This is a genomic window from Streptomyces sp. NPDC001816, from assembly GCF_042892235.1.
Taxonomy (GTDB): Bacteria; Actinomycetota; Actinomycetes; order Streptomycetales; family Streptomycetaceae; genus Streptomyces.
In genome coordinates this window covers 17,506-39,830 of sequence record NZ_JBIATY010000021.1, presented here as the reverse complement: position 1 = coordinate 39,830, position 22,325 = coordinate 17,506, and the positions used below count along the sequence as shown (strand labels likewise).

Here is a 22,325-nt window from a genome sequence, read left to right as displayed (position 1 = left end):
CCTCCCTGCGATCTCGTGCCGGCCGCCCCGTCCCGCGGCGGCGGCCGGTGTCAGCCCGCGAGCTGCGTCCCGTACAGGTCGAGGCTGCGCCGCTGCCGGCAGCGGCGCAGCGCCTCGCCCAGCACCTCTTCGACGACCCCGTCGGGCAGGTCCGCCACCGGGATGCCCAGCCGGCGGCCGATACGGCTCAGGGCGAGCACCGCCCAGGCCGGATCCCCGAGGAACGGGTCGCCCGCCGCCGCCTGCCCCTCCCAGACCCCCAGCACCGCAGCTGCGGACAGCACCAGCGCGTAGCGGTCGGCCAGAGCGCAGGCCTGCGGGTCGAAGGCCCCGCTGAGCGCGGCGCACCGGGCGCGCAGCACCCGCAGTTCCGCTACGAAGGCCCGCGCGAGGTCGGCCAGTGCCGCCTCCAGCGACCCCGGCCCGGTACAGCCCTCCAGGCGGCCCGTGACCCCCACCAGCGTGGCGGTGAGCAGGTCGTCCGTACCGGAGTGGGCCAGCCGCCGGTGGTCGAACGGGGGCAGCGGCGCGCCCGGCCGGAACAGTTCGGCGGGCGGCTCCGAGGTGCGGAACCAGGCCGACCGGGCCAGGGCCGGCAGCTGCGGCACGATCACCGCCTGGCAGACGGCGGTGCCCGCGTGCCCGAGGCCGGCCACCGGCAGGTCACGCACGAGCTTCTGGAAGCCGCCGTACCGCGGGCCGCAGTCGTAGCCGCGGCCGCCGAGCACCGTGGCCAGCTCCTCCAGGTCCTCGCGCAGCAGGTCCGGCATGGTGTACTTCACGGCCGCGCCCAGCAGGTACGACTCCTCGGGCATCAGGCTCATCGCCCGCAGCCCGGTGACCGCCATGGCGTCGCAGGCCAGCAGGTCGGCAAAGACCCCGGCGAGCACCTTCTGCCAGCGGCGGGAGGGGCGTCCGTCCGGCCGGTTCTCGGTGACCGCGCGCACCGCCGACCGCAGCACGCTGTCGACGCCCGCGAGGACGGTGCCGGGGATCAGGCAGTGGCTGGTCTGAAAGCTGCGCAGGGCCAGCGACACCCCGTCGCCGACCTCGCCGACCAGCGCGTCGTCCGGCAGTGCCACGCCGTCGAGTTCGAGACCGGAGAAGTGCGCCCCGCGCATGCCGGGCATCTCCACCCGGCCGAGTCGGCGCACCTCGCCGGCAGCCGGCGCACCGGGGCCGAGTACCAGCACGGAGTGGCTGCGGGGCCCGCCCTCGCGCGAGGTGCGGGCGTACATGACGAACGCGTCCGCGCGGTGGGCGTTGATGACCACGTCCTTGCGGCCGCCGATCAGCCACCCGCCGCCGGGGCGCCGATCGGCGCCCATCTCGTTGCGCAGGATCGCGTTGGCGTGCGCCACCTCGCGGTGCACGATCGTCACGCGGCCGCCGCCGAGGAGCACGTCGGCCAGGGAGCGCCGTTGGTCCTCGTCCCCGGCGGTCCACACCGACGAGGCCGCGAACAGGGACGTGATGCCGAAGCCGTAGCCCAGGGCCAGGTCGCGGCGGAACAGCGGCCTCAGGACGCGGGCCAGTTCCTCCAGGCCCGCGAGCCGACCGCCGAGGTCCCGGGGGACGAACTCGGCGGCCATCCCGGCCTCCGCGAGCAGCGCCTCGGTGGCCTCAGGCGTCTCGCGGGCCTCGTCGGCGCGGAGCAGGGCGAGGTGCCCGTGCGGGTTCGCGGGGTCGAACGGGTCGCCGAGCACGGCCTCCAGCCGGGCCGCCCGCAGCGGCTCGGTGGCCCGCGGCGCGCCCGCGGCGGCCCGTACCCGGGCGGCGGTACCGGCTGCGGTACCGGGAGGAATGTCCCGTGCGGGGGCGTGGGTGTCCCGCACGGGGGCTTGGTCGGTCCCGGCCGCGCTCACAGGACGCGGACCGCGCCGAGGGCGTACTGCGTGGCGTACCGCAGTACGGACAGGCCGGCCTTGCCGAGCGCGTCGCGCACGTGGTGGCCGGCGGCGACGGCGTCGGTGCCCTCGCCGAGCACTCGCTCGATGCTGTCCTCGTCGAGCAGCACGTGGTGGCGGGCCGTCAGGTTCACGCCCGTCTCGTCGGGCTCGATGGACCACTCGCCCGCGTGCGCGGTGAGCAAGGACGAGGTGCGGGTCTGCTTGTAGACGATCCGCTGGGCGCTGGGGAAGCAGATCCGCACGGACTCGGTGCTGTGCGTGCCGCCGTCGACGGACATGCTGCCCATGGACATCAGTTGCACGCCCGGCTCGTCTTCGACCAGGTCGAGGCGGGTGACGTGGGGGAGTTCGGCGGGCCAGTCCTCGGCCTCGTACAGGAAGTCGAAGATCAGCTCGGCGGGGGCGTTGACGTGGAGGGTGTCCTCGAAGGACCACACCAGGTCGTCCAGCCGGGTCCAGAGCCGGGCGATCTCGGCCAGCCGGTCGAGCTGGGAGCTGCTGTTGGCGGCTGTGACGTCCTCGATCCAGGCGACGTCGGCGGGATTGTCGCCGTCGACGGTGAAGGAGTGCTCCAGGGTCACCCGGGAGCACTCGCCCAGCGGCTCCACGGTCCACACCCCGCTCATGAACCGGGCGGGGGCGGCGGGCACGTCCATGGTGAACTCCACGCGCAGCCGCTGCACGTCCAGACGGCGGCTGGAGATCCAGGACTTGACGGTGTCGCCCGCCGTGGCCCACATACGCAGCCGCTCCCGCGTCCCGTCGAAGTCGAGCTGTTCGACGTGGACACAGGGCGGGAAGAACAGCGGCCACCGTGTGGCGTCCGCGATCAGCCCGTACAGCACACCGGCCGGGGCCGCCGCGATCACTTCGTGGACCGTGCGGTGCACTCGCGCATCCGACATCCTCCACACCCTCCTCGTTCAGTACTCCGGCCCGCTCCGACCACCGCGTGCGGGCGGGGCGCCGTGGCCGTGCCGGTCGGGCTCCGACCCCCGGCCGGCACGGATCCACTCGTGCCGGTGTCCTCGCACCGGCACTCCCGCCCGCCGCGCGTCGAGGCGGCAAGCGCTTCTGGAATCCGCCTCGACCGGCGGGCGTGTCAACGACCCTGTCCGGAGCCGCTCGAGGCTGGTCCGGGGCTGGGTCGAATCCGCACGGAGCCCGGCTCGAGCGGGTAGGGCGGACGGGTCCCGCCCGGGCCGGGGCTCGAGCGTTCCTCCAGCCGGAGCCCGGACACTCGTCCCCGGGGGCCACTCAGGTGGCGTCACCCTGACGGGCGCCGCCAGCGGTGTCCCGGAGCCGATCGCGGTCTCCGGTCGACGAGCCCGGTGAGCAGGTCCCCCCAGCCGCTCCAGCGCCACCTCGGGCGGTGCCGGGAACCCGGCCTCGGAATCCGCCCCGCCGGACCGCGCGGCCAGTCGTCCCAGCCCGTCCCGCGGACCGCCCGGCGGCGTCCGCACCAGCCGGACCGCCAGCGGCCCGAGCCCCAGGAACGCGATCTCGTCGGCGAATCGCTCCGCCTGCAGCGCCGCACGGCGGGCGTCGGCACCCGCCACGCCTTCCCGGGCCGGCTGTAGTTCGGCCACCAGGTCCTCGATGTCCTCCACCGTCAAGTCGTCGCCGCGCCACCCCGCGTCCGCGGGCACGATCCGCGCCGGCCGGGCCTCTTCGAAGCGTCAATGGTCATGCCGTGTCCTCCTCGTCGTCCCACGGGTCGCGACCCGACCGGCCACGCGGCCGGGGCGCCCGTCTGCCCACCAGCGTCCGCACGCCGGTTCAGCTCGGCTGCAGCCCCGCCGGCCCCGTGCCCGCCTCCGGTCCCGCTCCACCCCGCCTGGGCCGGGCCTCCAGCACCCGGGCGGACCGTGGCCGCACGCGGCTCGTCGCGGCACCGCGCCCGACGGCCCGGCAGCCGCCGCCTGGCCTTCCGGCGCGCCGCGCCCCGCCCTCACGGCGGCGCGGCACCTCCCCGCGCCGCCCCCGCCCCCGCCGTCCGGCGGCCGACCACCGAAGGTGAGTGCCGTGAACCCGTTTGCCCTCGTCCGCGCCCTGTGGGACGGATTCGTCGTCCTAGGGCTCCTGCACGTCGGCGAGAGCGAGCTCGAGGCCCGCCTGGAGCGTGAGCCCGGGTACGGCGCCCCGCCGCCCGGCCACCCCGAACGGCTGTGCCCCGAGGACCGTTGAGCCACTTGAAAGGCCGACTGCGGCGCCGCGAGCTGCGGCGCGCTCCCCGGGCGGGGGGCTGAGCCGGGCGGATCGACATACCGGAGCCCTGTCACATGCGCCGACGGGCGTCCGGCAGGGAGGCGGTCGGCCGGCCCGGCCGACCGGATCGCCCATCCCCGACCCGGCGGCGGCCCTCACACCACGGTCCCGGTACGGAGCCCGCTGCCTTGGGCCGCCGACCTGGTCCTCTCCTGCACCGGAGCCATCACCACGGTGGTCCGGGCCGGCAGCCGGGGGCACGTCCCCTTCCCGCTGCCCTCCGCCGCCGCGGCCCCATGCTCCGCCGGCGCGCGCCCGACAAGGCTGATGTACCGCCGGGGCGTCTCGGCCCCGTCCACGCCCTCCTCGTCAAGCGTGAACCCGTACCGCGACTCGACCTCGCCGGTCAGCTACCGGATCGCGAGGGAGTCGTACCCAGCTCCAGGAACGGCACGTCCAGCACCTCCCCCGCGGATCCTCCAGGCCGTCAAGGCCCTCGTCCGCGCCCGCGCAGCACCGCAGCATGGCGAAGAGCTCATCCGGTCCGAAGCGCTCCCCTGGTGCTCCCCTCGTCGGGGTCCCGCGGCGGACCCGCTCCTCACCCCGGGGCCGCCGCAGGACCGGCCGCCACCACCGGGTCCCGTGCGGGACCCGCCCGTCACGCCCCCACGGCCCGTACGACGGCGGCGGAGTTGAACCCGCCCCGCCCACGGGCGAGCACCAGCGCCGTACGCAGCCCGGGCAGCCGCCGCGGCGCCCCGGTCACCAGGTCCAGCCCGTAGTCCGCGGCGGCCCGTACGGTCCCGGTCGTCGGCGGTACGACCCCCTCGCGCAGCGCGAACAGTGCCGCCGCCACATCGAGCGAGGAGCCGCCCGCGCCCAGCCGCCCGGTCATCGACTTCGGCGCCGTCACGGGCACCCCGTACGGACCGAACAGCGCGGCCAGCGCCGCCGCTTCGGCCCGGTCGGCAGCCCGCTCGCCGGCCGCGTCCGCGAACACGACGTCCACGTCGTGCGGCGCCAGCCGTGCATCGGCGAGCGCGAGCTCGGCCGCCTCCCGCAGCCGCGGCAGGTCCGGTCCGCCGTCGAAGGTGGCGGCGCAGCCGGCCACCACCCCGTATCCGGTCGCCCCGCGCGCCGCGGCGGCGGCCGCGTCCTCCAGGACCAGCAACGCCCCGCCCTCGCCCACGACATGGCCGCCCGCAGTGTCGGCAAAGGGCAGGTAGGCGCGGTCCGGGTCGGCGGCCGTGGTCATCCGGCCGTCCGCCAGGTGGGCGGCCCAGCCCCACGGGCACAGCGCCGAGTCGACTCCCCCGGTCACCATCAGGCTCGCGCCCTTGCGGATCTCCCGGCGGGCCCGGGCGATGGCGTCGATGCCGCCGGCCTGCTCGCTGACGACCGCGGTGGCCGGGCCGCGCAGCGCATGCCGGATGGAGATCTGGGCCGTGTTGGCGGCGTGGAACCAGGCGAAGGACTGGTACGCGCTCACGTACTTGGCGCCCTTGCCCCACAGCGCCTCCAGCCCGCGCTGCCCGAACTCCGTGCCGCCGGTGGCACTGGCGGTGATGACGCCCACGCCGTAGCAGGGCAGGGCGGCCGGGTCGGCGCCGGAGTCCTCCAGCGCCTCCTTCGCCGCGACCAGCCCCAGGCGGGTGACCCGGTCGGTGGAGGGCAGCAGCCGGCTGGGGATGTGGTCCTCGTCGACGAACCCGGCGATCTCGCCCGCGATCCGCACCGGATAGCCGGAGGCGTCGAACCGGCTGATCGGGCGGATGCCGTTGGTCCCCGCCAGCAGCGCGCGCCACCACGCCCCGGCGCCGAGCCCGTTGGGGGCGGCCACGCCGATGCCGGTGACGACCACCTCGGCGGCCGGCTGTCCGGCGGCCGCGTCGACCCGCTCCAGCTCATCGGTGCCCGGCCCGCCCGCGCCCTGCGAACCGGGCCGACCGTCAACGCCGTTGGCGCCGCTGCCACCCCACAGGCCACTCCCGTCCCTCATGCCGCCTCCCGCAGCCGCGGCCGGGTCAGCACCGTCGCCGTGTGGAAGCCTCCGAAGCCGCTGGCCACGCTCAGCACCGTGCTGGTGCGCTGCTCGCGCGCGAACAGCGGCGTGTAGTCCAGGTCGCAGGTGGGGTCCGGCTCACGCAGGTTCGCCGTCGGCGGCACCGTGCTGTGCTGGATGGCCAACACGCTGGCCACCACGTCCAGGGCGCCCGCCGCACCCAGGGCGTGTCCGATCATCGACTTGATGGAGCTGACCGGGACCCGCCGGGCGTGGTCGCCGAGGCCCAGCTTGAAGGCGCACGTCTCATGCCGGTCGTTGTGCCGTGTGCCCGCGCCGTGCGCGTTGACATAGTCCACGTCCACCGGGTTCAACCGCGCCTCGTCGAGCGCCGCCCGGATGGCGTCGGCCATCTCCTCCCCGCCCGGCCGCAGCCCCGTCATGTGATGGGCGCTGCTGTATGAGGCGAAGCCGGACAGCTCCGCGTACACACGGGCCCCCCGCCGCCGGGCATGCTCGAACTCCTCCAGGACCACCACCGCCGCGCCCTCGCCGAGGACGAACCCGTCCCGGGTGCGGTCGAAGGGCCGGGAGGCGGTCGCCGGGTCCTCCTTGCGCGGGCTGGTGAGCTGGATGCGGTCGAAGCAGGCCATGACGATCGGGGAGATCGGCGCCTCCGCCCCGCCCGCGACCATCACGTCCGCGCTGCCCTCGCGGATCAGCCCGGCGGCGTGGCCGATGGCGTCCAGGCCCGAGGTGCAGCCGCTGGAGACCGCGCCCACCGGACCCTGCGCACCGCTGTCCCGTGCCACCACCGCCGCGAGCGAGCTGGGCACGAGGTAGTCGTAGAGGTGCTCGGCGGCCTTGGAGTGGTCCACCGTCCAGGTCGCACCGAAGTCGCTGAGCAGTGCGTACTGGGTGGCCAGCCCCGTGGTGCAGCCGGCCGCGCTGCCCAGGCTCACACCGGTGCGCAGCGGGTTCCCGGTCGCCAGGACGTCGGCCAGACCGCTGTCGCCCACCGCCTCGCGGGCGCTGACCAGCGCGAACTGTGCGGCCCGGTCCAAACGCTCGGTGTCGGCGAGGGTGAAGCCGTGCCCGGCGGCGTCGAAGTCCACCTCGGCCGCCACCTGCGAGCGGTGGCCGGAGGCGTCGAAGAGGGTGACGCCGCGCGTGGCCGTACGCCCGGACGTGAGCAGCGACCAGAAGTCGCCGGTGCCGATGGCGCCGGGAGCCACCACACCCACACCGGTGACGACGACACGCTTCACCGGACACAGCCCGTGGTGCGGACCGCGACCGGCCCGGCCCCGGACGCGCCCGGTCCGGGCATTCCGGGTCCGGGCGTTCCGGGTCCTGGAGTACCGGGTCCGACGGCCGCGTGCTCCCGGCAGGCGGCCCCGATCAGGGCCGGCAGCGCGTCGTCCCCCGCGAAGAAGTGGTCGCCGACCAGGGTGCGCACCGTGATGGGGCCGGTGGTCCACTGCCGCCACTCCTGCAGGGCGTTGGGAACGGCCAGCGGGTCGTCGCTGCCGGCGAAGACGAGCAGGGGCACGTTCACGGGTCCTCCGGTGGCGGGGTCCATCGCCGCCTGCCGCAGGGCCTTGGCCAGCCGCAGGTCATCGCGCAGGACGGGCAGGACGGAGCGGTGCCACAGCCCGCCAGGACGGGCGGCGGCCCCCTTCGGCAGCGAGCCGAGGTCTCCGAGGAGCGGCAGCAGTTGCTCGTCGGGGGCTTCCGCCGCGCTCATCAGGGCGGCCGTCGCGTGCGGCGGCAGGCAGGCTCCGACCGCGAGGAACAGGGGCGGGGGCACCTCTTCGTCGGCCAGGGCACGGGTCAGGGTGTAGGCGACGAGCGCGCCCAGGCTGTGGCCGTACAGCGCGTACGGGCCGGCCTGCGCCGCCTCCAGCAGCGGGCCGAGCAGGTCGGCCAGGAGGCCGGAGCGGTCGGTGACGCGTGGCTCACGCCGGCGGGTGTCGCGGCCCGGCAGCAGAAGGGCCGCGACGTCCACCGCGGGGCCGGCCGCGACGGGCCAGCGGCGGTAGCTGGCCACGCCCGCGCCCGCGTGGGCGAGGCAGTGGAGCCGAACCCGCTGCTCCACCGCCTCGTCGGCCGTGGTCAGGGAAGCCATGCGTCGTCCTCCTCCGGGAAGCTGTTCCGTCGTGTCGCCGGGCAGCGCGTCGGCTGCGGGCCGAGTCTCGCCATCACGGCTGGAGCGGGACTCGACTCCCGCCGCGTACGGCGCACCGGCCGGGGCCGCGTGGGCAAGGACGGTCCGCGCCGCCCGGATGTCGGCTCACGCCGCGAACAGGTCGAAGGTGGAGGTGTGGCGCGGCCCGGCGACCACGTCCAGGCGCGGGTCGACGGTGAGCATCGCCTGGTGCAACCGCTGGAGCTGTGGCGACGGCTCGACGCCGAGCTCGTCTATCAGCCGCTGGCGCAGCCGGCGGTAGACTTCGAGCGCGGACGCCTGCCGGCCGGATCTGTAGAGCGCGACCATGGCCTGCGAGTGCAGCCCCTCGTGCTGGGGGTGGCGGGCGATCATGTCGGTGAGCTCGGCGATCAGTTCGACGTGGCGGCCCAGGCGCAGATCCGCGTCGATCCTGCGCTCGCGCGTCACCAGCCGGCTCTCCTCCAGGCGCATGACCTCGATGTCGAGGATCGGGCCTACGCGCACGTCGACCAGCGCGGGTCCTTCCCACAGGTCGAGGGCCTCGCGCAGGCACTTGGAGGCGCGTCCGTCCTCACCCTTCTCGAAGGCCTGCTGGCCCTCGGCCACCAGGCGCTCGTACGCGTGCACGTCGACGGATTCGACCGGTACCTGGAGCAGGTAGCCGCCGTAGCGGGTGGCCAGGACGTCCTTGGCGGAGCCCGGGACGTCCGGGCCCACCGCGGTGCCCAGGCGGCGGCGCAGTTGAAGGATGTACGTCTGGAGCGTGGTGAGCGCGCTCTGGGGAAGGTCGGCGCCCCAGATCTCCTCCATCAGGGTGGGCACGGGCACGACCCGGCCCGGGTAGAGGGCGAGCAGCGCCAGGATCTGGCGTGGTTTGCCGGCCGTCGGGACGATGGACACCCCATTGACTTCGGCATCCAATGGACCCAGAACTTTGATCTTCATGATTCCCCTCCCAGCCTTATCAGGCCGCCATCACTTTCCGGCCGGTTGTGAATCCTTCGACGACGTCGCATTCCGGCCCTTTATGTCATTGGCGTGCTCCTGAGGCCAGGGGCACCATATCCTTCGACAACCCGTCCCCCTGCAATCGTCTAGCACGGCTCTAGCCCCTCTCCAAGGAATACCGAGACACGCCACCGAGGCGTCACTGACAAGGCGCTGACAAAGCGCTGACAAACACTCCGCAAGCAGCCATCGCGCTTTCCCGGCACCTTTCCGCACGCCGTGCGCACTGTTAAATTTCCGGCCATGGCGACCGACACGACGGCGCGCTGCGCCGACCCACGGACCCGCGGGCTGCTCGGCCCGGCCGGTCCGGGCGCTACCGCAGGACTGCCGGCTTTGCCGGGGCTGCCCGAGCCGCAGGTCCTGCTGGGAATGCTCGGGATCTGGCACGGCCGGGGGGTCCAGGTGGGCTTCCCCGATCTGACGGCCGAGCATTTCCGGCCTCGCCCCCCGGGCCGGCCCGCAGCCTGAAAGGGACTTGAGAAACCCTCCACGATTCCCCGCGCAGGCGGCACGCATCGGGCATCGCGCTGCGAAAGCACCTACTCTCCGACTGGACAGGAAGGACTCGCGGCTATTCCTGAGGGAATACCGACGACAGTTCTCCGGCGGCAGACCTCTCAAGCCTTCCCGTGCGAGGACGAGATGAAGTTTCGGATCCTGGGGTCCGTCCAGGTGCTCGACGAACGCACCGGCATTCTGATGGTGCCGGCGGGAGCCAAGCAACGCGCACTGCTCGGAGCCCTCGTCGTAAAGGCGGGCCACGTCGTCTCCGCTGACCTGCTCGTCGACGAACTCTGGGGCGAGCACCCGCCGGCCAACGCCGCCAACGCCCTCCAGGCCCATGTGGCGCGGCTCCGCCGACTGCTGCCCGTCCCGCTGCCCGGCTCCGGGGAGCCGCACCACGAGTGGCTGGCGACCCGCCCGCTCGGCTACGTCCTGCGGCTGGGGGACGCCGACACCGACGCCCGGCACTTCCACCGGCTCGCCGCCGAGGGGCGCGACCTCGCGCGCACCGACCCAGGCCGCTCGGCCGAAGTACTGCGCCGGGCCCTGGCGTTGTGGCGCGGCCCCGCCCTGGAGGGCAGCGGCCGCGGCGCCATCTGCTCCGTCGAGGCCTCGCTGCTGGAGGAGAGCCGGATCGTCGCCCTGGAGTCGCTGTACGACGCGTGCCTGCAGGCCGGCCGGGCCGGCGAGATCACGGGCGAGTTGGAGAAGCTCACCGCCTCCCACCCGCTGCGCGAGCGCTTCTACGAGCTGCTGATGACCGCGCTGTACCAGTGCGGGCGCCAGGCGGAGGCGCTGCGGGTGTACGACCGCGCCCGCCGTCGGCTCGTCCACGACCTGGGTGTCGAGCCGGGCCCGGTCCTGCGCGGCCGCATGGAGGCGGTCCTGTACCACCAGGACCCCGCCGCGGCCCGGCCCGTCGTCTCCCCGGCCACCGGGCCGGCCCCGGCGCCCGCAGCGGACGACGGGCCGAGCGTCCGCCTGCTGCACACGGAACTCGCCAGCCTGCGCCGCCACGTCGAGCGCCTCACCCGCGAACAGCAGGACCTGGTGTGCCGCCTGGAAGCGCTCACCGCGGCGCACGCGGCCGGCTCCTGACGCCGCCCGCCCGGCGGGCGCCTGGCGGCACGAGACCGCCCGGAAACACCGGAGCACTTCCTCAGACCCGCGTACCGCGGGTCTGAGGAAGTGCTCCGGAGGGTGTACAGCGCCGCGTCCCGGCGGGCAGGGCTGCCGCCGCACCGTCCGTTTCACCGCACCACGAGCCGCCCTCCGGCGCCTCCGCCCGCCGCGGTGGCCGCGGTCGACGACACGGTCTCGGGGTTCGCCGTGAGGATGAACCGCTGCAGCCGGCTCAGGGCGGCCGAGGGCTCCAGCCCCAGCTCCGACACGAGCGTCGTGCGCAGCCGCTGGTAGACGTTGAGCGCCTCACCGCGCCGCCCGGAGCGGTGCAGGGCCAGCATGAACTGTCCGTGCAGGCTCTCGTGCATCCGGTACTGGTTGACCAGCACGGTGAGCTCAGACAGCAGCTCGCGGTGCCGGCCCAGCCGAAGGTCGGCCTCGATGCGCTGGTCGAGCGCGCACAGCCGGGCCTCCTCCAGGCGCTGGACCTCCATCTGGATCTGGCTGCCGACCTGGACGTCGGTGAGCACGGGCCCGGTCCACAGAGACAGCGCGTCCGCCAGCCGGCGCGAGGCGCCCTGGTGGTCGTCGGCGTCCATCGCCCGGTAGCCGGCGCCGGCCCGGCGCTCGAACTCCCGGTAGTCCACGGTCCCGCCGCGGGACGCCAGCCGGTATCCGCCGGGGAGGGTGGCCAGGACGTCCTTTGCCGTACATCGCTCGTTCTCGCCGCGGCCGAGCGCCTCACCGATCAGCTCCCGCAGTTGGAGCACGTAGGTCTGCAGCGTCGTACGGGCGCTGCGCGGCGGGTTCTTGCCCCACAACTCCTCGATCAGCGTGGCCACCGGGACCATCTGGTCGGCGTGGAGCGCGAGCAGCGCCAGGACCTGGCGCGGCTTCGGGGCAGTCGGCGTGACGGACAGCCCGTTCTCGGTGACGGACAACGCTCCAAGCAGGTTGATGTCCACGTACTCCCCCAAAGATCGCCAGGTGGCCGGTGCCCGGCCCGCCGCGTTTCCCGTCCCGCGTCGCCCCTCTGCCGGGGTCCGGTCGCGATGACGCGACCCGACTACTCGATAAAAAAACAGCACAGTTGGTTTGTCAACCCGTTGAGTTCATGCCAGGACCGGAAGCTCCTTTTACAGCCGTTCTTCAGCCAGCCTCGACCCGATCGCATACCACGCGAGATCCGGCATTCCGACAGCTCAAATCATCCCTTACCACTACGAATTTCGCGTCGCCCAACTGGCGCGAGCCAAACGCGACGTGGCCGGAACGCGGTTGCGTCTACGCACGGAAGCCCCGTGGCCTACGCAGCGCATAGACCTCGGGGCAAAACGGCTCGTATCCCCCTCGGAAGCGGCCTGTTGGCGGCTAGAAAGCTCCTCCAGGGCGGATCACCGGGGGTGCAATAAAAGAACCATGCGGTCTCTTAGGGGGCCTGACAGGGCCCGCACGGCCCCCACAGGGGCCTTCTCGGGCCGTCAGGGGCCACCTCAGACTCCCCGCGCCCCCTTGGCGTCCAGCCTCACGAGCAGCTCCGGCGACGCCAGCGTGGGCAGCAGCAGTTCCCAGAACTGCGTGATCGTGCGGGGGGCCAGCCAGGCCGCGTCGCGGGCCCCGAGCACCTCGAAACCCACGGTCGCCCCCACCACCGTCGTCACGATCCCCTCCGACTCGGCGACGGAGCGCAACTCGCCCACCTCACCGGCCTCCCGGACGAGGTCCTCGACCCACTGCTGCCAGTACGCGCGCGGGTCGGCCACCGGCGCCCAGGCCGCGTCGCCGCACAGCACGAACCCGGCCCGCAGCACCACGTCCGACGTCAGCCCGCGCGCCAAGGCGTGCGTGACGTCGACGAGGCGCTGCAGCCGGCTCCCGGCGCCCGGCGACGCCTCGCCGAGCAGCGCTCCCAGCCGCTCCAGCGCGGCCGCCTCGACGGCCTCGGCCAGAGCCACCTTGTTGTCGAAGTGGAAGTGCAGCGCACCGTAGCTCACCCCGGCCAGGGTGCAGATCTCGGTCAGCGACGTGGCCGTGAAGCCGTCCCGGTCGACGACCTCGGCCGCGGACCTGATCAGGGCGTCCCGGGTTCGCAACGCGCGTTGTTGTCGCGCCATCAAGTGCTCCGTTACTGCGGGGGGTTGCCGTGCTTGCGGGAGGGCAGGTCGGCGTGCTTGCTGCGGAGCATCGCGAGGGCGCCGATAAGCACCTCGCGGGTCTCGGCGGGGTCGATGACGTCGTCGACGAGGCCGCGCTCGGCCGCGTAGTACGGGTGCATCAGCTCTGCCTTGTACTCCTTGACCATCTGCGCCCGGGTGGCCTCAGGGTCGTCGGACTCGGCGATCTGCCGGCGGAAGATGACGTTGGCGGCGCCCTCGGCACCCATGACCGCGATCTCGTTCGTCGGCCACGCGTAGGTGAGGTCCGCACCGATGGACTGGGAGTCCATGACGATGTACGCGCCGCCGTAGGCCTTGCGCAGGATCAGCGAGATCCGCGGCACGGTCGCGTTGCAGTACGCGTACAGGAGCTTGGCGCCGTGGCGGATGATGCCGCCGTGCTCCTGGTCGACGCCCGGCAGGAAGCCGGGCACGTCCAGCAGCGTGATGATCGGGATGTTGAACGCGTCGCACATCTGGACGAAGCGCGCGGACTTCTCCGAGGCCTCGATGTCCAGCACGCCGGCCAACGTCTGCGGCTGGTTCGCCACGATGCCGACGACCTGGCCGTTCAGACGGCCCAGTGCGCAGATGATGTTGCGCGCCCAGCGCTCGTGGACCTCCAGGTACTCCCCGTCGTCGACGATCTCCTCGATCACCACGGCCATGTCGTACGGGCGGTTGCCGTCGGCCGGGACCAGATCGAGGAGCACCTCGGAGCGGCGGTCCTGAGGGTCCGAGCACGGCACGCACGGCGGGTACTCGCGGTTGTTCTGCGGCAGCATCGACAGGAGGTAGCGCACCTCGGCGATGCAGGTCTCCTCGTCGTCGTACGCGAAGTGGCAGACACCGCTCGTCTCGGCGTGCACATCCGCACCGCCCAGCCCGTTCTGCGAGATCTCCTCACCCGTCACCGCCTTGACCACGTCCGGGCCGGTGATGAACATCTGCGAGGTTTCGCGCACCATGAACACGAAGTCCGTCAGCGCCGGCGAGTACGCCGCACCACCCGCACACGGGCCCAGCATCACGGAGATCTGCGGGATGACACCCGAGGCCTTCGTGTTGCGCTGGAAGATGCCGCCGTAGCCGGCGAGGGCCGAGACGCCCTCCTGGATACGGGCGCCCGCGCCGTCGTTCAGGGAGACCAGCGGCGCACCGGCCGCGATGGCCATGTCCATGATCTTGTGGATCTTCGTCGCGTGGGCCTCGCCCAGCGCGCCGCCGAAGATCCGGAAGTCATGGGCGTACACGAAGACCGTGCGGCCCTCGACCGTGCCCCAGCCGGTGATGACACCGTCGGTGTACGGCTTCTTCGCCTCCAGACCGAAACCCGACGCCCGGTGCCGGCGCAACTGCTCCACCTCACGGAAGGAGCCGGCATCGAGCAGCAGCTCGATGCGCTCACGAGCCGTCAGCTTCCCCTTGGCATGCTGCGCCTCGGTCGCCTTCTCGCTCGGTCCGCCGACCGCCTGCGCACGGATCGCGTGCAGCTCGGCCACACGCCCGTGAGCGTCCGCCGCCTCCACAGAGGCCCGAGGAATGTCATTCACTACGGTCACGACACGTCCCTCCCTCTCAAGGTGCGGCCCGATCGACAAACCTCACCGTAACAAACCGCTTAGGCGGTTTGAACAGGAGAAGCATGGCACGCACACGAATCAGCCATAGGTGAACCAGCTGGGCCTCAACGCCAGCTGTACGGAGAGCGGTAGACCGCGCTGGACCGCTCCGGTTGCCACAGCGGAACGTCCGGCGACTCCACGTCGTCACCCTCCGCGTCCCGCCCCGCCAGGACCGAGCACAACACGACGGTGACCGCAGCCAGCTCTTCGTCGCTGGCCCGCCCGCGCTCCACTCGGAAGGCGAGCTTCCCGGTGTCGAAATCTCCCATCCCCTCCTCCTCGGGTCTGACGCCCACCGTCGGACACCGGCCTAAAGAAGCGCTCCGGTACCGCTTGAGACCCGCCTGGGAGCACCACCGATCCCCGAGCGTCCCTCTGCTCGTCCTCACCTGGGGAATTCCGGAAGTCCGGCGCGGCCGGAACTGATCGGAAGCAAAGGGTCCGGATTTTTCGGACCGAGGGGGATTGCCTCCCCTGGAGCTGAAACCGGCGGGTATGTATCTTTCCGGGCCTCGGAGACCACAGCCGACCCATCTCGCCACAGCGACTCAGGGGGAGACCAATGACTGCGAGCACGTTCCACGTCGAACGCACCACAGGCTTCCGGTACCCCAGCCTGACCACCACCGTCCCGAAAGAACTGGTGCACCGGGCTTCCATCGCCGAGGTCGTGCTCACGGACTGGCGGCGCGAGGACGACACCCGCTTCTCCCTCACGGCCCAATGGCCGCGCAGCCACAGCTTCTTCACCGCGGTCGAGGACGGCCGCCACGACCCGCTGATCGTCGCCGAGACGGTCCGCCAGTCGGGAACCCTGCTCGCCCACGCCGAATTCGGCGTTCCGCTCGGCAACCACTTCCTCGTCCACGACCTCGACGTCGCCGTACGACCGGAGCACCTCGAGATCGGGCATTCCCCGGCCTCGGTCGACATCGAACTGACCTGCACGCGCATCCGACTGCAGCGCGGCGTCGTGGCCGGCCTCCAGATCGAGACCGTCATCCGGCGCGACGGCAACGTCGTGGCCACCGGCGGCGGCTCGATGAGCTGTGTCACCCCGAAGACCTACGCGCGGATACGCGCTTCGAGACCGCTCAGCGACGCCGGCGGCCCGCCGCCGCTCATCGCCCCCGCCGCACCCCAGAGCGTGGGCCGGATGTCGCCGACCGACGTCGTGCTCTCCCCCACCGGCGAGCATCACACCTGGCAGCTGCGCGTCGACACCCGCCACCCGGTGCTCTTCGACCACCCCGTCGACCACGTACCCGGCATGCTCCTGCTGGAGGCCACCCGCCAGGCCGCGGCCGGTGTGCTCGGACGCTCCTCGCTCATGCCCTTGTCGATCTCTGGCAGGTTCGACCGGTACGTCGAACTGCACAGCCCCTGCACGGTGGCCGCCCACCGCGTCCCCCAGCAGGACCGCACCGGCACGCGGGCCGTCCTGGTGACCGGCCATCAGGACGGCCGCCTGGCCTTTACGGGTACGGTGACGGCGCTGCCGCGCGCGCTCTGACCCCGCGCGAAAAACCGCGACCCCCCGCGCCCCCACCGCAAGGCGCGGGGAGGGTCCCCACACACGCAAGGCTTGGCCGGGACGCCCGCCGCTGTAAGATACATACTGGGCGGTTTATTCCTGCAAGCCTCCCCCGCCGCTCGACACACGCCCACTGATGGAGGGAGGAGAGGCATCATGGCCGAACAGGTCCGGGCCATCCGCACCCGGCGCGCCATCCTCACGGCCGCCGCGAAGGTGTTCGAGGACCGCGGCTACCAGGCCGCGACCATCGCCGAGATCCTCGCCACCGCAGGCGTGACCAAGGGCGCGCTGTACTTCCACTTCCAGTCCAAGGACGACCTCGCCCAGGTCCTGCTCGCGGAGCAGGACCACCGCCTGGGCGTCCCCCCGCGCCAGTCCAAGGTGCAGGAGATGGTCGACGTGGTCATGCTCCACGCCTACCGCCTGCAGACCGAACCCCTCGTCCGCGCCGCCGTACGGCTGTCCATGGACCAGCAGCCGGGCCTGGACCGCAGCGGCCCCTTCATGCGCTGGGGCGAGGTCGGCGTCGCCCTGTTCACCCAGGCCCAGGCCCGGGGCGAACTCCTGCCGCACGTCGTCCCCGCCGAGACCTCCGACGTCATCGTCGGCGCCTTCGCCGGCATCCAGTCGATGTCCCAGGCCGTCAGCGACTACCAGGACCTCACCCGCCGCGTCTCCGCCCTGCTGCGCCACACCCTGCCCAGCGTCGTCATCCCCTCGGTCCTCGCCTCCCTGGACCTCAGCGACTCCCGCGGCTCCAAGGTCTTCGCCGAAGCCATCCAGGTCCTGGAAGACCCTCCCGTAGCCTGAGCTTGTCATTCATGGTCCGGTGTGGCCGGGGTGCCCTGCACGCGGCCGGCGTCTCCGACAACACCTGCGGCATCCACCTGCTCTCCAGATCTCCGCCGCGACCCCTCGAGTGACCAAGGCGGGGGCCGACACCGGCTATCGAACGAAAGCCATCGACCACGGCGCCCGCCTCGGAATCGACGGTGAAGTCGTCCAACGCGACCCCGGCGGCGAAGGGTTCACAGTGATCCCCCGACGTTGGGTGGTCGAGCGGACCTTCGGCCGGCTCATGCACCACCGCTGTCCCGCACGCGACTACGAGACCCACTCCACCGCTCCGAACGGTCGCAAGCCACGGTTTCGGGAAGTGATGGGGAGGGGCAGAAGCCGCCGGCAGGACACCTACCCGAAACTGTCACGCAGATACGGCGGTCGCCCCACCACGGCAAGCTCCCCGCACCGGGCCCCGAAGTACGCCGCCAGTGCCTCCCTCAGCCCCTCACCCCCGCCGCCCCCCTCGGCCTCGGCCCACCCGACGTACCCGTCCGGCCGCACCAGCACCGCCCCGTACGGCACCGCCGCCGCGGCCCGTGCCCGCACCACCCGCACCGTCCCGCCCCAGGGCCGGACGAGCTCCTCGTACAGGTCGGGGACGGAGCCCCCCAGCACCAACAGCACCGGCCCGCCTCCCCGCAACATCCCGATCAGGTCGGTCTCCGCCCCACCACGGTGCCCCCCGGTGTGGAGCCGCGCATTCGCGAGAAAAGTCCCCTCCCCACCACGTGAGCGCACGGCATCGGCCGAGCCGACCCACCGCTCGTACACCGTGTCCTGCCCGCTCACCATCCCCGCCAGCCCCTCACCCCCACCGTCGGCGAGGACCGCGCCCAGCATCCGCGCCACCTCGTCCCCTTCCGGCACCGGCCGCATCAGCCCCAGCTGCGCCCGCGTGTTCTCGATGACCCGCCGCGCAGCCGGCCGCCGCTCCCGGTCGTACGAGTCGAGCAGCTCCGCCCCCGCCTCACCGCGCACCGTCAGCGCCAGCTTCCAGCCCAGGTTGACCGCGTCGAGCACGCCCGTGCTCAGCCCCTGCCCGCCGATCGGGAAGTGCACGTGCGCCGCGTCCCCGGCCAGCAAGATCCGTCCCGCGCGGAATCGCCGTGCGAGCCGCGTGAAGTCGCTGAACCGGCTCAGCCAGCGCGGCTCGGCCAGCCGGATGTCGCGCCCGGCGATCCGGGACACCTCCCGCTCCAGTTCCTCCGGCGTCGGCGCCGCCCCGCGCTCGCCCTGCGCGCCCGCACAGTCGAGGGTGCGCAGGTGCAGCGACCCGTCGGCGTCGGGCTTGGCGGCGAGCCAGCCGCGCGGCGTCCGGTGCCAGCCCGGCGACAGCGCGCCGGGGTCCACCAGCCGGGCCTGTCCGGCCAGCGCGGACACTGTCGCCGGGTACGTGTCCGAGGCGATGCCCGCGAGTTCGCGCACCAGGCTCCGTGCGCCGTCCGCGCCCACCACGTACTGCGCGATGCAGGACACCGGCCCCGCGGGCCCCGCGGCGGTGACGACGACCGCGTCAGGCTCCTCGACGAGCCCCGTCACCGCGTGGCCGCGCAGCACCCGCGCGCCCGCGGCCCTCGCCTGCCGCTCGAAGAGCCGCTCCAGCTCCGCCTGGGGGCACTTCAGGATCGGTACGGGCTCACCCTCGGGCACCGTGATGACGAGCCCGGGCACCCCGGCGAAATGAAAGTCCGCCGCGGACGAACCACCGGCGAAGCACCCACCAGAAGCACCGCCGAAGGAACCCGAAACCGAACCCCCGAACCCCCCCTCCGGCAACCGCCCCCGCCTCGCCAGGCATTGCACCGCCCGCGCATGCAGCGTCGTCGCCTTCGGCTGCTCCGAGACGTCGTCCCGTGCCTCCAGGACCACCGTGTCGACCCCGAACGCCGCCAGTTCCGCCGCGATCAGCAGGCCGACCGGGCCGCCACCGACGACCGCCACCTGTACACGCATCGTGCTCTCCCCCCGCACACGCCGCCGTTTCCCCGGGCCGCTCTGCGGCCGCAGAAAACTTACTGGTTGCCCCTTCCTTTTCGGGCCTCTCTCAAGCCCCCCTCCAGCCCCCCGAAACCGCGAGCGCACCCCTGTACGCACCCGGCCGACAAAGCGGACCACGCCGCCCGGCCCCGCGATGGCGAATCACGACACGAGCCCCGGGCGTCGGCGCGGAACCGGCCAAAGCCCGTCCCCCGAGCCGCCATCGGCAGCCGTACGGAACCAGCCGCGGCAAAAACCACCGGCCCGGCTCCACCACGGCCGGCAGCGGCCACGCCGACCGACGACCAACAACCGACAGTGCCCCCTCCGCCACCCCTGCCGGAGCCCCTTCCTCCCACCACCGCCGCTCTGGATGGAGGGAGTAGGTCATGCCCACCCGCCGTACCGTGCTCAGCGCCGCCCTTGTCACCGCCGGCACCGGCGCGGCTCTCACGCCGCTGGCGCTTTGGCCATCGAGAAGTTCAAGCTCGCCATGCCGGTCCCGCCGGTCATGACCCCGTACTCGACGTTCGACGGCACCGACCGCTCCGTCATGACGATGCGACGGCCCGGCGCGAGAGCAACCCGGCTTCCAGACCGAGGTGTTCACGTACGGCGGCTACTTCCCCGGCCCCGTCCTCCGCGCCCGCTCCGGCCGTCCCGTGCAGGTCCTGCAGTTCAACGGCCTGGACAAAAACACGTCGGTCCACCTGCACGGCGCCTTCGTGGCCCAGGAGGAGGACGACGGCCGCCCAGCCGACGGCAGCGAGATCGTACAGATCGGCTCCGACGACGGCCTGTTGGAGCGGCCCAACCCGACGGCTGGGCGCTCAGATCGTCCTGGAGAACGCCGCCCTGGGCGGTGCCACCGCCGAGGCCGTCGGCCAGGTCCTGCGCTTCGACCTCGTCCGCACCGGACACCGTCATGCTGATGCCGGGCGAGACGGTCAAGATCCAGGCGACGTTCGACACGTACAAGGGTCAGAGGCAAGCGGGGCCCGGGGCGCTGACAAGCGCCCCGGGCCCCGCCCGCACGTTCAGCCCCGGCCGGCCGGGCCCGGCGCTCACAGCCCGGACCACCGCTACCGCCTCAGCTCGCGTTCAGCCCGAACCCGTCGTCACCCGTGATCAGCGACATCGGCCCGCCCTCCGACCGCTCCGTCTTTCGCCCCTTGTGCCCCGGCGCCAGCGTCCGCGCGTCCACGGCCTCCGCCGGCGCGCCCTTCGCGTACAGCCCCTCCGGCTCGGTGTCCCGGTCGTGCGGTAGCAGCCAGAACACGCGCCGCCGGAAGGTCCCCGACGAGCGGGACGGCTTGGCTCCCGGCCCCAGCTGCGCGTACCCGACCATCCGCCCGTCGCGGTGGTACGCCGGCCTGCCCCGCCGGCTCGGCAGCCGGTCCAGGCTCTGCCGCACGTAGTCGAGCCGGCTGATGTCCTCAAGCCAGACGAGGTCGATCTCGTGACAGATCTCCTCCTCACCGATGAGGGCGCTCATGCTGTCTCCTCGTACGCGAGCAGGCCGATGCCCGGGTAGTACTTGCGCTGGTTGGACAGGATCATCTCTTTCGGAGAAGCCAGCCCCACCACCTCGCGGACACGTGCCGCGAAGGCCCGGGAGGAAATCGCCGGGGCGCCCTCATTCTGGCACCAGCCCCGGTACGCCGCGTAGAGCTGTGCCTGCTCCGCCCGCAGATCGGGCTCCATCCGGCAGGACTCCCCCAGGAAGCGCCCCGTGTGGTCCTCCGTCTCCGCGTACGCCGTGGTCGCGATACGGACGCGCTCCGGACCCGTGAGGTCCTTGTCCCCGCCCAGGTAGCGGCGCGCGCCCTCGATGAGCCAGTTCAGGATCCCAGGGCCCTCCTCGGTGACGAGGATGTCGGCCAGGTTGTCGATCTTGCGGTCGTCGGCGACGACCCGCTCGAACGGGATCAGCCGCATGCGCCGCCAGAAAGCAAAGCCGCCCGTGCCCACCTCGGGCCGGTGGTTGCCCAGCAGCCACAGCTTGTGCGTCGGCTCGAAACTGAAGAAGTCCTGCCGCATCCGCCGCGCCTTGATCCGGTCGCCGCCGGTGAGCAGTTTGACCCGGGCCTCGTCGAACCGGTCCCCCGGCTTGACTTCGCTGCACACGATCACGCGGCGCCCGTGCAGCTCGGCCAGGTCCGTCGGGTGGCCTTCGTACGGGCGCGCCATCAGGAAGCCGGGGGGCGCCGCGTCCGCGTAGTCGCCGAGCAGCTTGATCAGTACGTCGAGCAGCACGGACTTACCGTTCTTGCCGGAGCCGAACAGGAACGGCATGACCTGCCCGCCCACGTCACCGGTGACGGAGTAGCCGAGCAGCAACTGCAGGAAGCCGATCATCTCGGCGCCCTCGGGGCCCTCCCCGAAGGTGTCGGTCAGGAAGCGGTTCCAGCGCGGGACGGGCATCGGCTGGGGCGGGGCCGTGGTGGACCGGGAGTGGAAGTCCTTGGTGGGATCGGGCGCCCGGATCCGCCCGGTGCGCAGGTCGACGATGCCGGCCGGCGTGCACAGGGCGTACGGATCGGCGTCCAGGCGCGCGGCGTTGAGCACCATGCCGGGCGCCGACTTGGCCTGCACGAGCATGGCGTTGATGCCGCTGGTGCTCAGGGCCCGGCGGCGGTGCTGCTGCAGCGCGGCGGGCGTGTGGAGCCCGCGCGGGTCCTGGGTGGCGATGGACTCGGCCAGGTCGCCGGCCGCCCACAGGGCGGTGTCGTCCTCGTCGATCTGCCAGCGGGTGCTGTCCCAGCGGTACCAGCCAAGCCCCGGCACGTGCCGGTAGTCGTTGGCGTACAGCTTCACGAACAGCTTGGCGTTGCCGCGGTCGCTCAGCGTGTCGGGCAGCAGCCCGTCCGCCGTCACCTCCCCGGCCGCCCGATCCCCTGAGAGCCCCTCAGACGCCCCCGCAGGTCCCGGAACGGCCTGGACGGCACCGACGCCCCCCGCGGCCCCCTGAGCGGGCACAGAAGCCGCCTGAGCCAGGATCTGCGCCGCGACCGCCTGCGGGTCGAACTCGCCGACGCCGACCTCCTCGTCGCCGATGAGCGCCAACTGCCCACCGAGGAGCTCCTCGCCGCCGGTCACGCCGTCACCGTACGCCTCGTCAGCGAACGCGCCGTCAGCCCCGGACGGCGACTCACCGGCGAACTCCTCGTCGCAGTACGGGGCGTCGTCCTCGGCGTACGAACCGTCGCCCGGATACGAGTCGTCGCCGAACGACCCGCCCACGAGGCAGCCCTCGTCCA

The 22,325-nt window shown here is 72.8% G+C and carries 19 protein-coding genes and 1 pseudogene; 7 read left to right on the top strand and 13 right to left on the bottom strand.

All coding sequences use genetic code 11. The annotated features are described in order from the left end of the window. Positions 1-50 precede the first annotated feature (50 nt). Together ACFYZZ_RS43710 and ACFYZZ_RS43705 are read right to left on the bottom strand one after the other, a co-directional pair. Positions 51-1,835 carry an acyl-CoA dehydrogenase gene (locus tag ACFYZZ_RS43710; RefSeq protein ID WP_389189191.1) on the bottom strand — a complete coding sequence of 595 codons (1,785 nt, stop codon included), beginning with the start codon at positions 1,833-1,835 and terminating at the stop codon, positions 51-53. A gap of 26 nt (positions 1,836-1,861) precedes the next feature. Further along, positions 1,862-2,815, bottom strand: a complete 954-nt coding sequence (locus tag ACFYZZ_RS43705; protein WP_389189188.1) for an aromatase/cyclase — start codon at positions 2,813-2,815, stop codon at positions 1,862-1,864. Positions 2,816-3,241: 426 nt separating this feature from the next. Between ACFYZZ_RS43705 and ACFYZZ_RS43700 the strand changes: the two genes are divergently transcribed. Next, positions 3,242-3,490, top strand: coding sequence for a hypothetical protein (locus tag ACFYZZ_RS43700; RefSeq protein ID WP_389189185.1), 249 nt, complete (start codon positions 3,242-3,244; stop codon positions 3,488-3,490). A 445-nt stretch (positions 3,491-3,935) separates the two neighbouring features. Continuing rightward, positions 3,936-4,097, top strand: coding sequence for a DUF6059 family protein (locus ACFYZZ_RS43695; RefSeq protein WP_389189182.1), 162 nt, complete (start codon positions 3,936-3,938; stop codon positions 4,095-4,097). A gap of 679 nt (positions 4,098-4,776) precedes the next feature. Here ACFYZZ_RS43695 and ACFYZZ_RS43690 read toward each other — a convergent pair. The 4 genes from ACFYZZ_RS43690 to ACFYZZ_RS43675 all read right to left on the bottom strand — a co-directional run bounded on the left by ACFYZZ_RS43690 (position 4,777) and on the right by ACFYZZ_RS43675 (position 9,235). Next, positions 4,777-6,117 carry a beta-ketoacyl synthase N-terminal-like domain-containing protein gene (locus ACFYZZ_RS43690; protein ID WP_389189179.1) on the bottom strand — a complete coding sequence of 447 codons (1,341 nt, stop codon included), beginning with the start codon at positions 6,115-6,117 and terminating at the stop codon, positions 4,777-4,779. After that, entirely contained in the window at positions 6,114-7,388 is a 1,275-nt protein-coding gene (locus ACFYZZ_RS43685) for a beta-ketoacyl-[acyl-carrier-protein] synthase family protein (RefSeq protein ID WP_389189176.1), read from the bottom strand. Before ACFYZZ_RS43685 ends, ACFYZZ_RS43690 begins: the two co-directional genes overlap by 4 nt. Beyond that, positions 7,385-8,248 (bottom strand): thioesterase II family protein, encoded by an 864-nt coding sequence (locus ACFYZZ_RS43680; RefSeq protein ID WP_389189174.1) that lies wholly within the window; start codon positions 8,246-8,248, stop codon positions 7,385-7,387. The genes ACFYZZ_RS43685 and ACFYZZ_RS43680 overlap by 4 nt, the downstream gene beginning before the upstream one ends. A gap of 165 nt (positions 8,249-8,413) precedes the next feature. Beyond that, positions 8,414-9,235: a BTAD domain-containing putative transcriptional regulator gene (locus ACFYZZ_RS43675; protein WP_389189171.1), complete on the bottom strand. Its 822-nt coding sequence runs from the start codon at positions 9,233-9,235 to the stop codon at positions 8,414-8,416. 708 nt (positions 9,236-9,943) lie between these two features. Here ACFYZZ_RS43675 and ACFYZZ_RS43670 point away from each other — a divergent pair. Next, a complete protein-coding gene (locus ACFYZZ_RS43670) occupies positions 9,944-10,903 on the top strand; it encodes a BTAD domain-containing putative transcriptional regulator (protein ID WP_389189167.1) in 960 nt (319 codons plus the stop codon). A 152-nt stretch (positions 10,904-11,055) separates the two neighbouring features. Here the strand turns inward: ACFYZZ_RS43670 and ACFYZZ_RS43665 are convergent, their stop codons facing one another. From ACFYZZ_RS43665 to ACFYZZ_RS43650, 4 genes are all read right to left on the bottom strand, one after another. After that, positions 11,056-11,892, bottom strand: a complete 837-nt coding sequence (locus ACFYZZ_RS43665; protein WP_389189164.1) for a BTAD domain-containing putative transcriptional regulator — start codon at positions 11,890-11,892, stop codon at positions 11,056-11,058. Positions 11,893-12,420: 528 nt separating this feature from the next. Next, positions 12,421-13,041: a ScbR family autoregulator-binding transcription factor gene (locus tag ACFYZZ_RS43660; RefSeq protein WP_389189161.1), complete on the bottom strand. Its 621-nt coding sequence runs from the start codon at positions 13,039-13,041 to the stop codon at positions 12,421-12,423. Positions 13,042-13,052: 11 nt separating this feature from the next. Next, the gene (locus ACFYZZ_RS43655; protein WP_389189158.1) at positions 13,053-14,645 is read right to left on the bottom strand and encodes an acyl-CoA carboxylase subunit beta; all 1,593 of its coding nucleotides are present in this window, start codon (positions 14,643-14,645) and stop codon (positions 13,053-13,055) included. 125 nt (positions 14,646-14,770) lie between these two features. Next, positions 14,771-14,977, bottom strand: a complete 207-nt coding sequence (locus tag ACFYZZ_RS43650; protein WP_389189155.1) for an acyl-CoA carboxylase subunit epsilon — start codon at positions 14,975-14,977, stop codon at positions 14,771-14,773. A 293-nt stretch (positions 14,978-15,270) separates the two neighbouring features. On the opposite strand from ACFYZZ_RS43650, the gene ACFYZZ_RS43645 reads away from it, so the two are divergent. The 3 genes and pseudogenes from ACFYZZ_RS43645 to ACFYZZ_RS43635 form a co-directional block, all read left to right on the top strand. Further along, positions 15,271-16,221, top strand: a complete 951-nt coding sequence (locus ACFYZZ_RS43645) for a ScbA/BarX family gamma-butyrolactone biosynthesis protein (RefSeq protein ID WP_389189152.1) — start codon at positions 15,271-15,273, stop codon at positions 16,219-16,221. 177 nt (positions 16,222-16,398) lie between these two features. Next, entirely contained in the window at positions 16,399-17,055 is a 657-nt protein-coding gene (locus ACFYZZ_RS43640; protein WP_389189149.1) for a ScbR family autoregulator-binding transcription factor, read from the top strand. 41 nt (positions 17,056-17,096) lie between these two features. Further along, positions 17,097-17,362, top strand: a pseudogene (locus tag ACFYZZ_RS43635) (IS5/IS1182 family transposase); the annotation flags it as partial. Between the two features lie 74 nt (positions 17,363-17,436). Here the strand turns inward: ACFYZZ_RS43635 and ACFYZZ_RS43630 are convergent. Next, positions 17,437-19,041 carry an FAD-dependent monooxygenase gene (locus tag ACFYZZ_RS43630; RefSeq protein WP_389189145.1) on the bottom strand — a complete coding sequence of 535 codons (1,605 nt, stop codon included), beginning with the start codon at positions 19,039-19,041 and terminating at the stop codon, positions 17,437-17,439. 626 nt (positions 19,042-19,667) lie between these two features. Here ACFYZZ_RS43630 and ACFYZZ_RS43625 point away from each other — a divergent pair. After that, complete coding sequence (locus ACFYZZ_RS43625) at positions 19,668-19,997, top strand: multicopper oxidase domain-containing protein (RefSeq protein WP_389189142.1); 330 nt, start codon at positions 19,668-19,670, stop codon at positions 19,995-19,997. A gap of 158 nt (positions 19,998-20,155) precedes the next feature. Here the strand turns inward: ACFYZZ_RS43625 and ACFYZZ_RS43620 are convergent, their stop codons facing one another. Together ACFYZZ_RS43620 and ACFYZZ_RS43615 are read right to left on the bottom strand one after the other, a co-directional pair. Next, on the bottom strand, positions 20,156-20,560 hold the full coding sequence (locus ACFYZZ_RS43620; RefSeq protein ID WP_389189139.1) for a DUF6009 family protein: 405 nt from the start codon (positions 20,558-20,560) through the stop codon (positions 20,156-20,158). Beyond that, a complete protein-coding gene (locus tag ACFYZZ_RS43615) occupies positions 20,557-22,122 on the bottom strand; it encodes a phage/plasmid primase, P4 family (protein WP_389189372.1) in 1,566 nt (521 codons plus the stop codon). Before ACFYZZ_RS43615 ends, ACFYZZ_RS43620 begins: the two co-directional genes overlap by 4 nt. Positions 22,123-22,325: the final 203 nt, after the last annotated feature.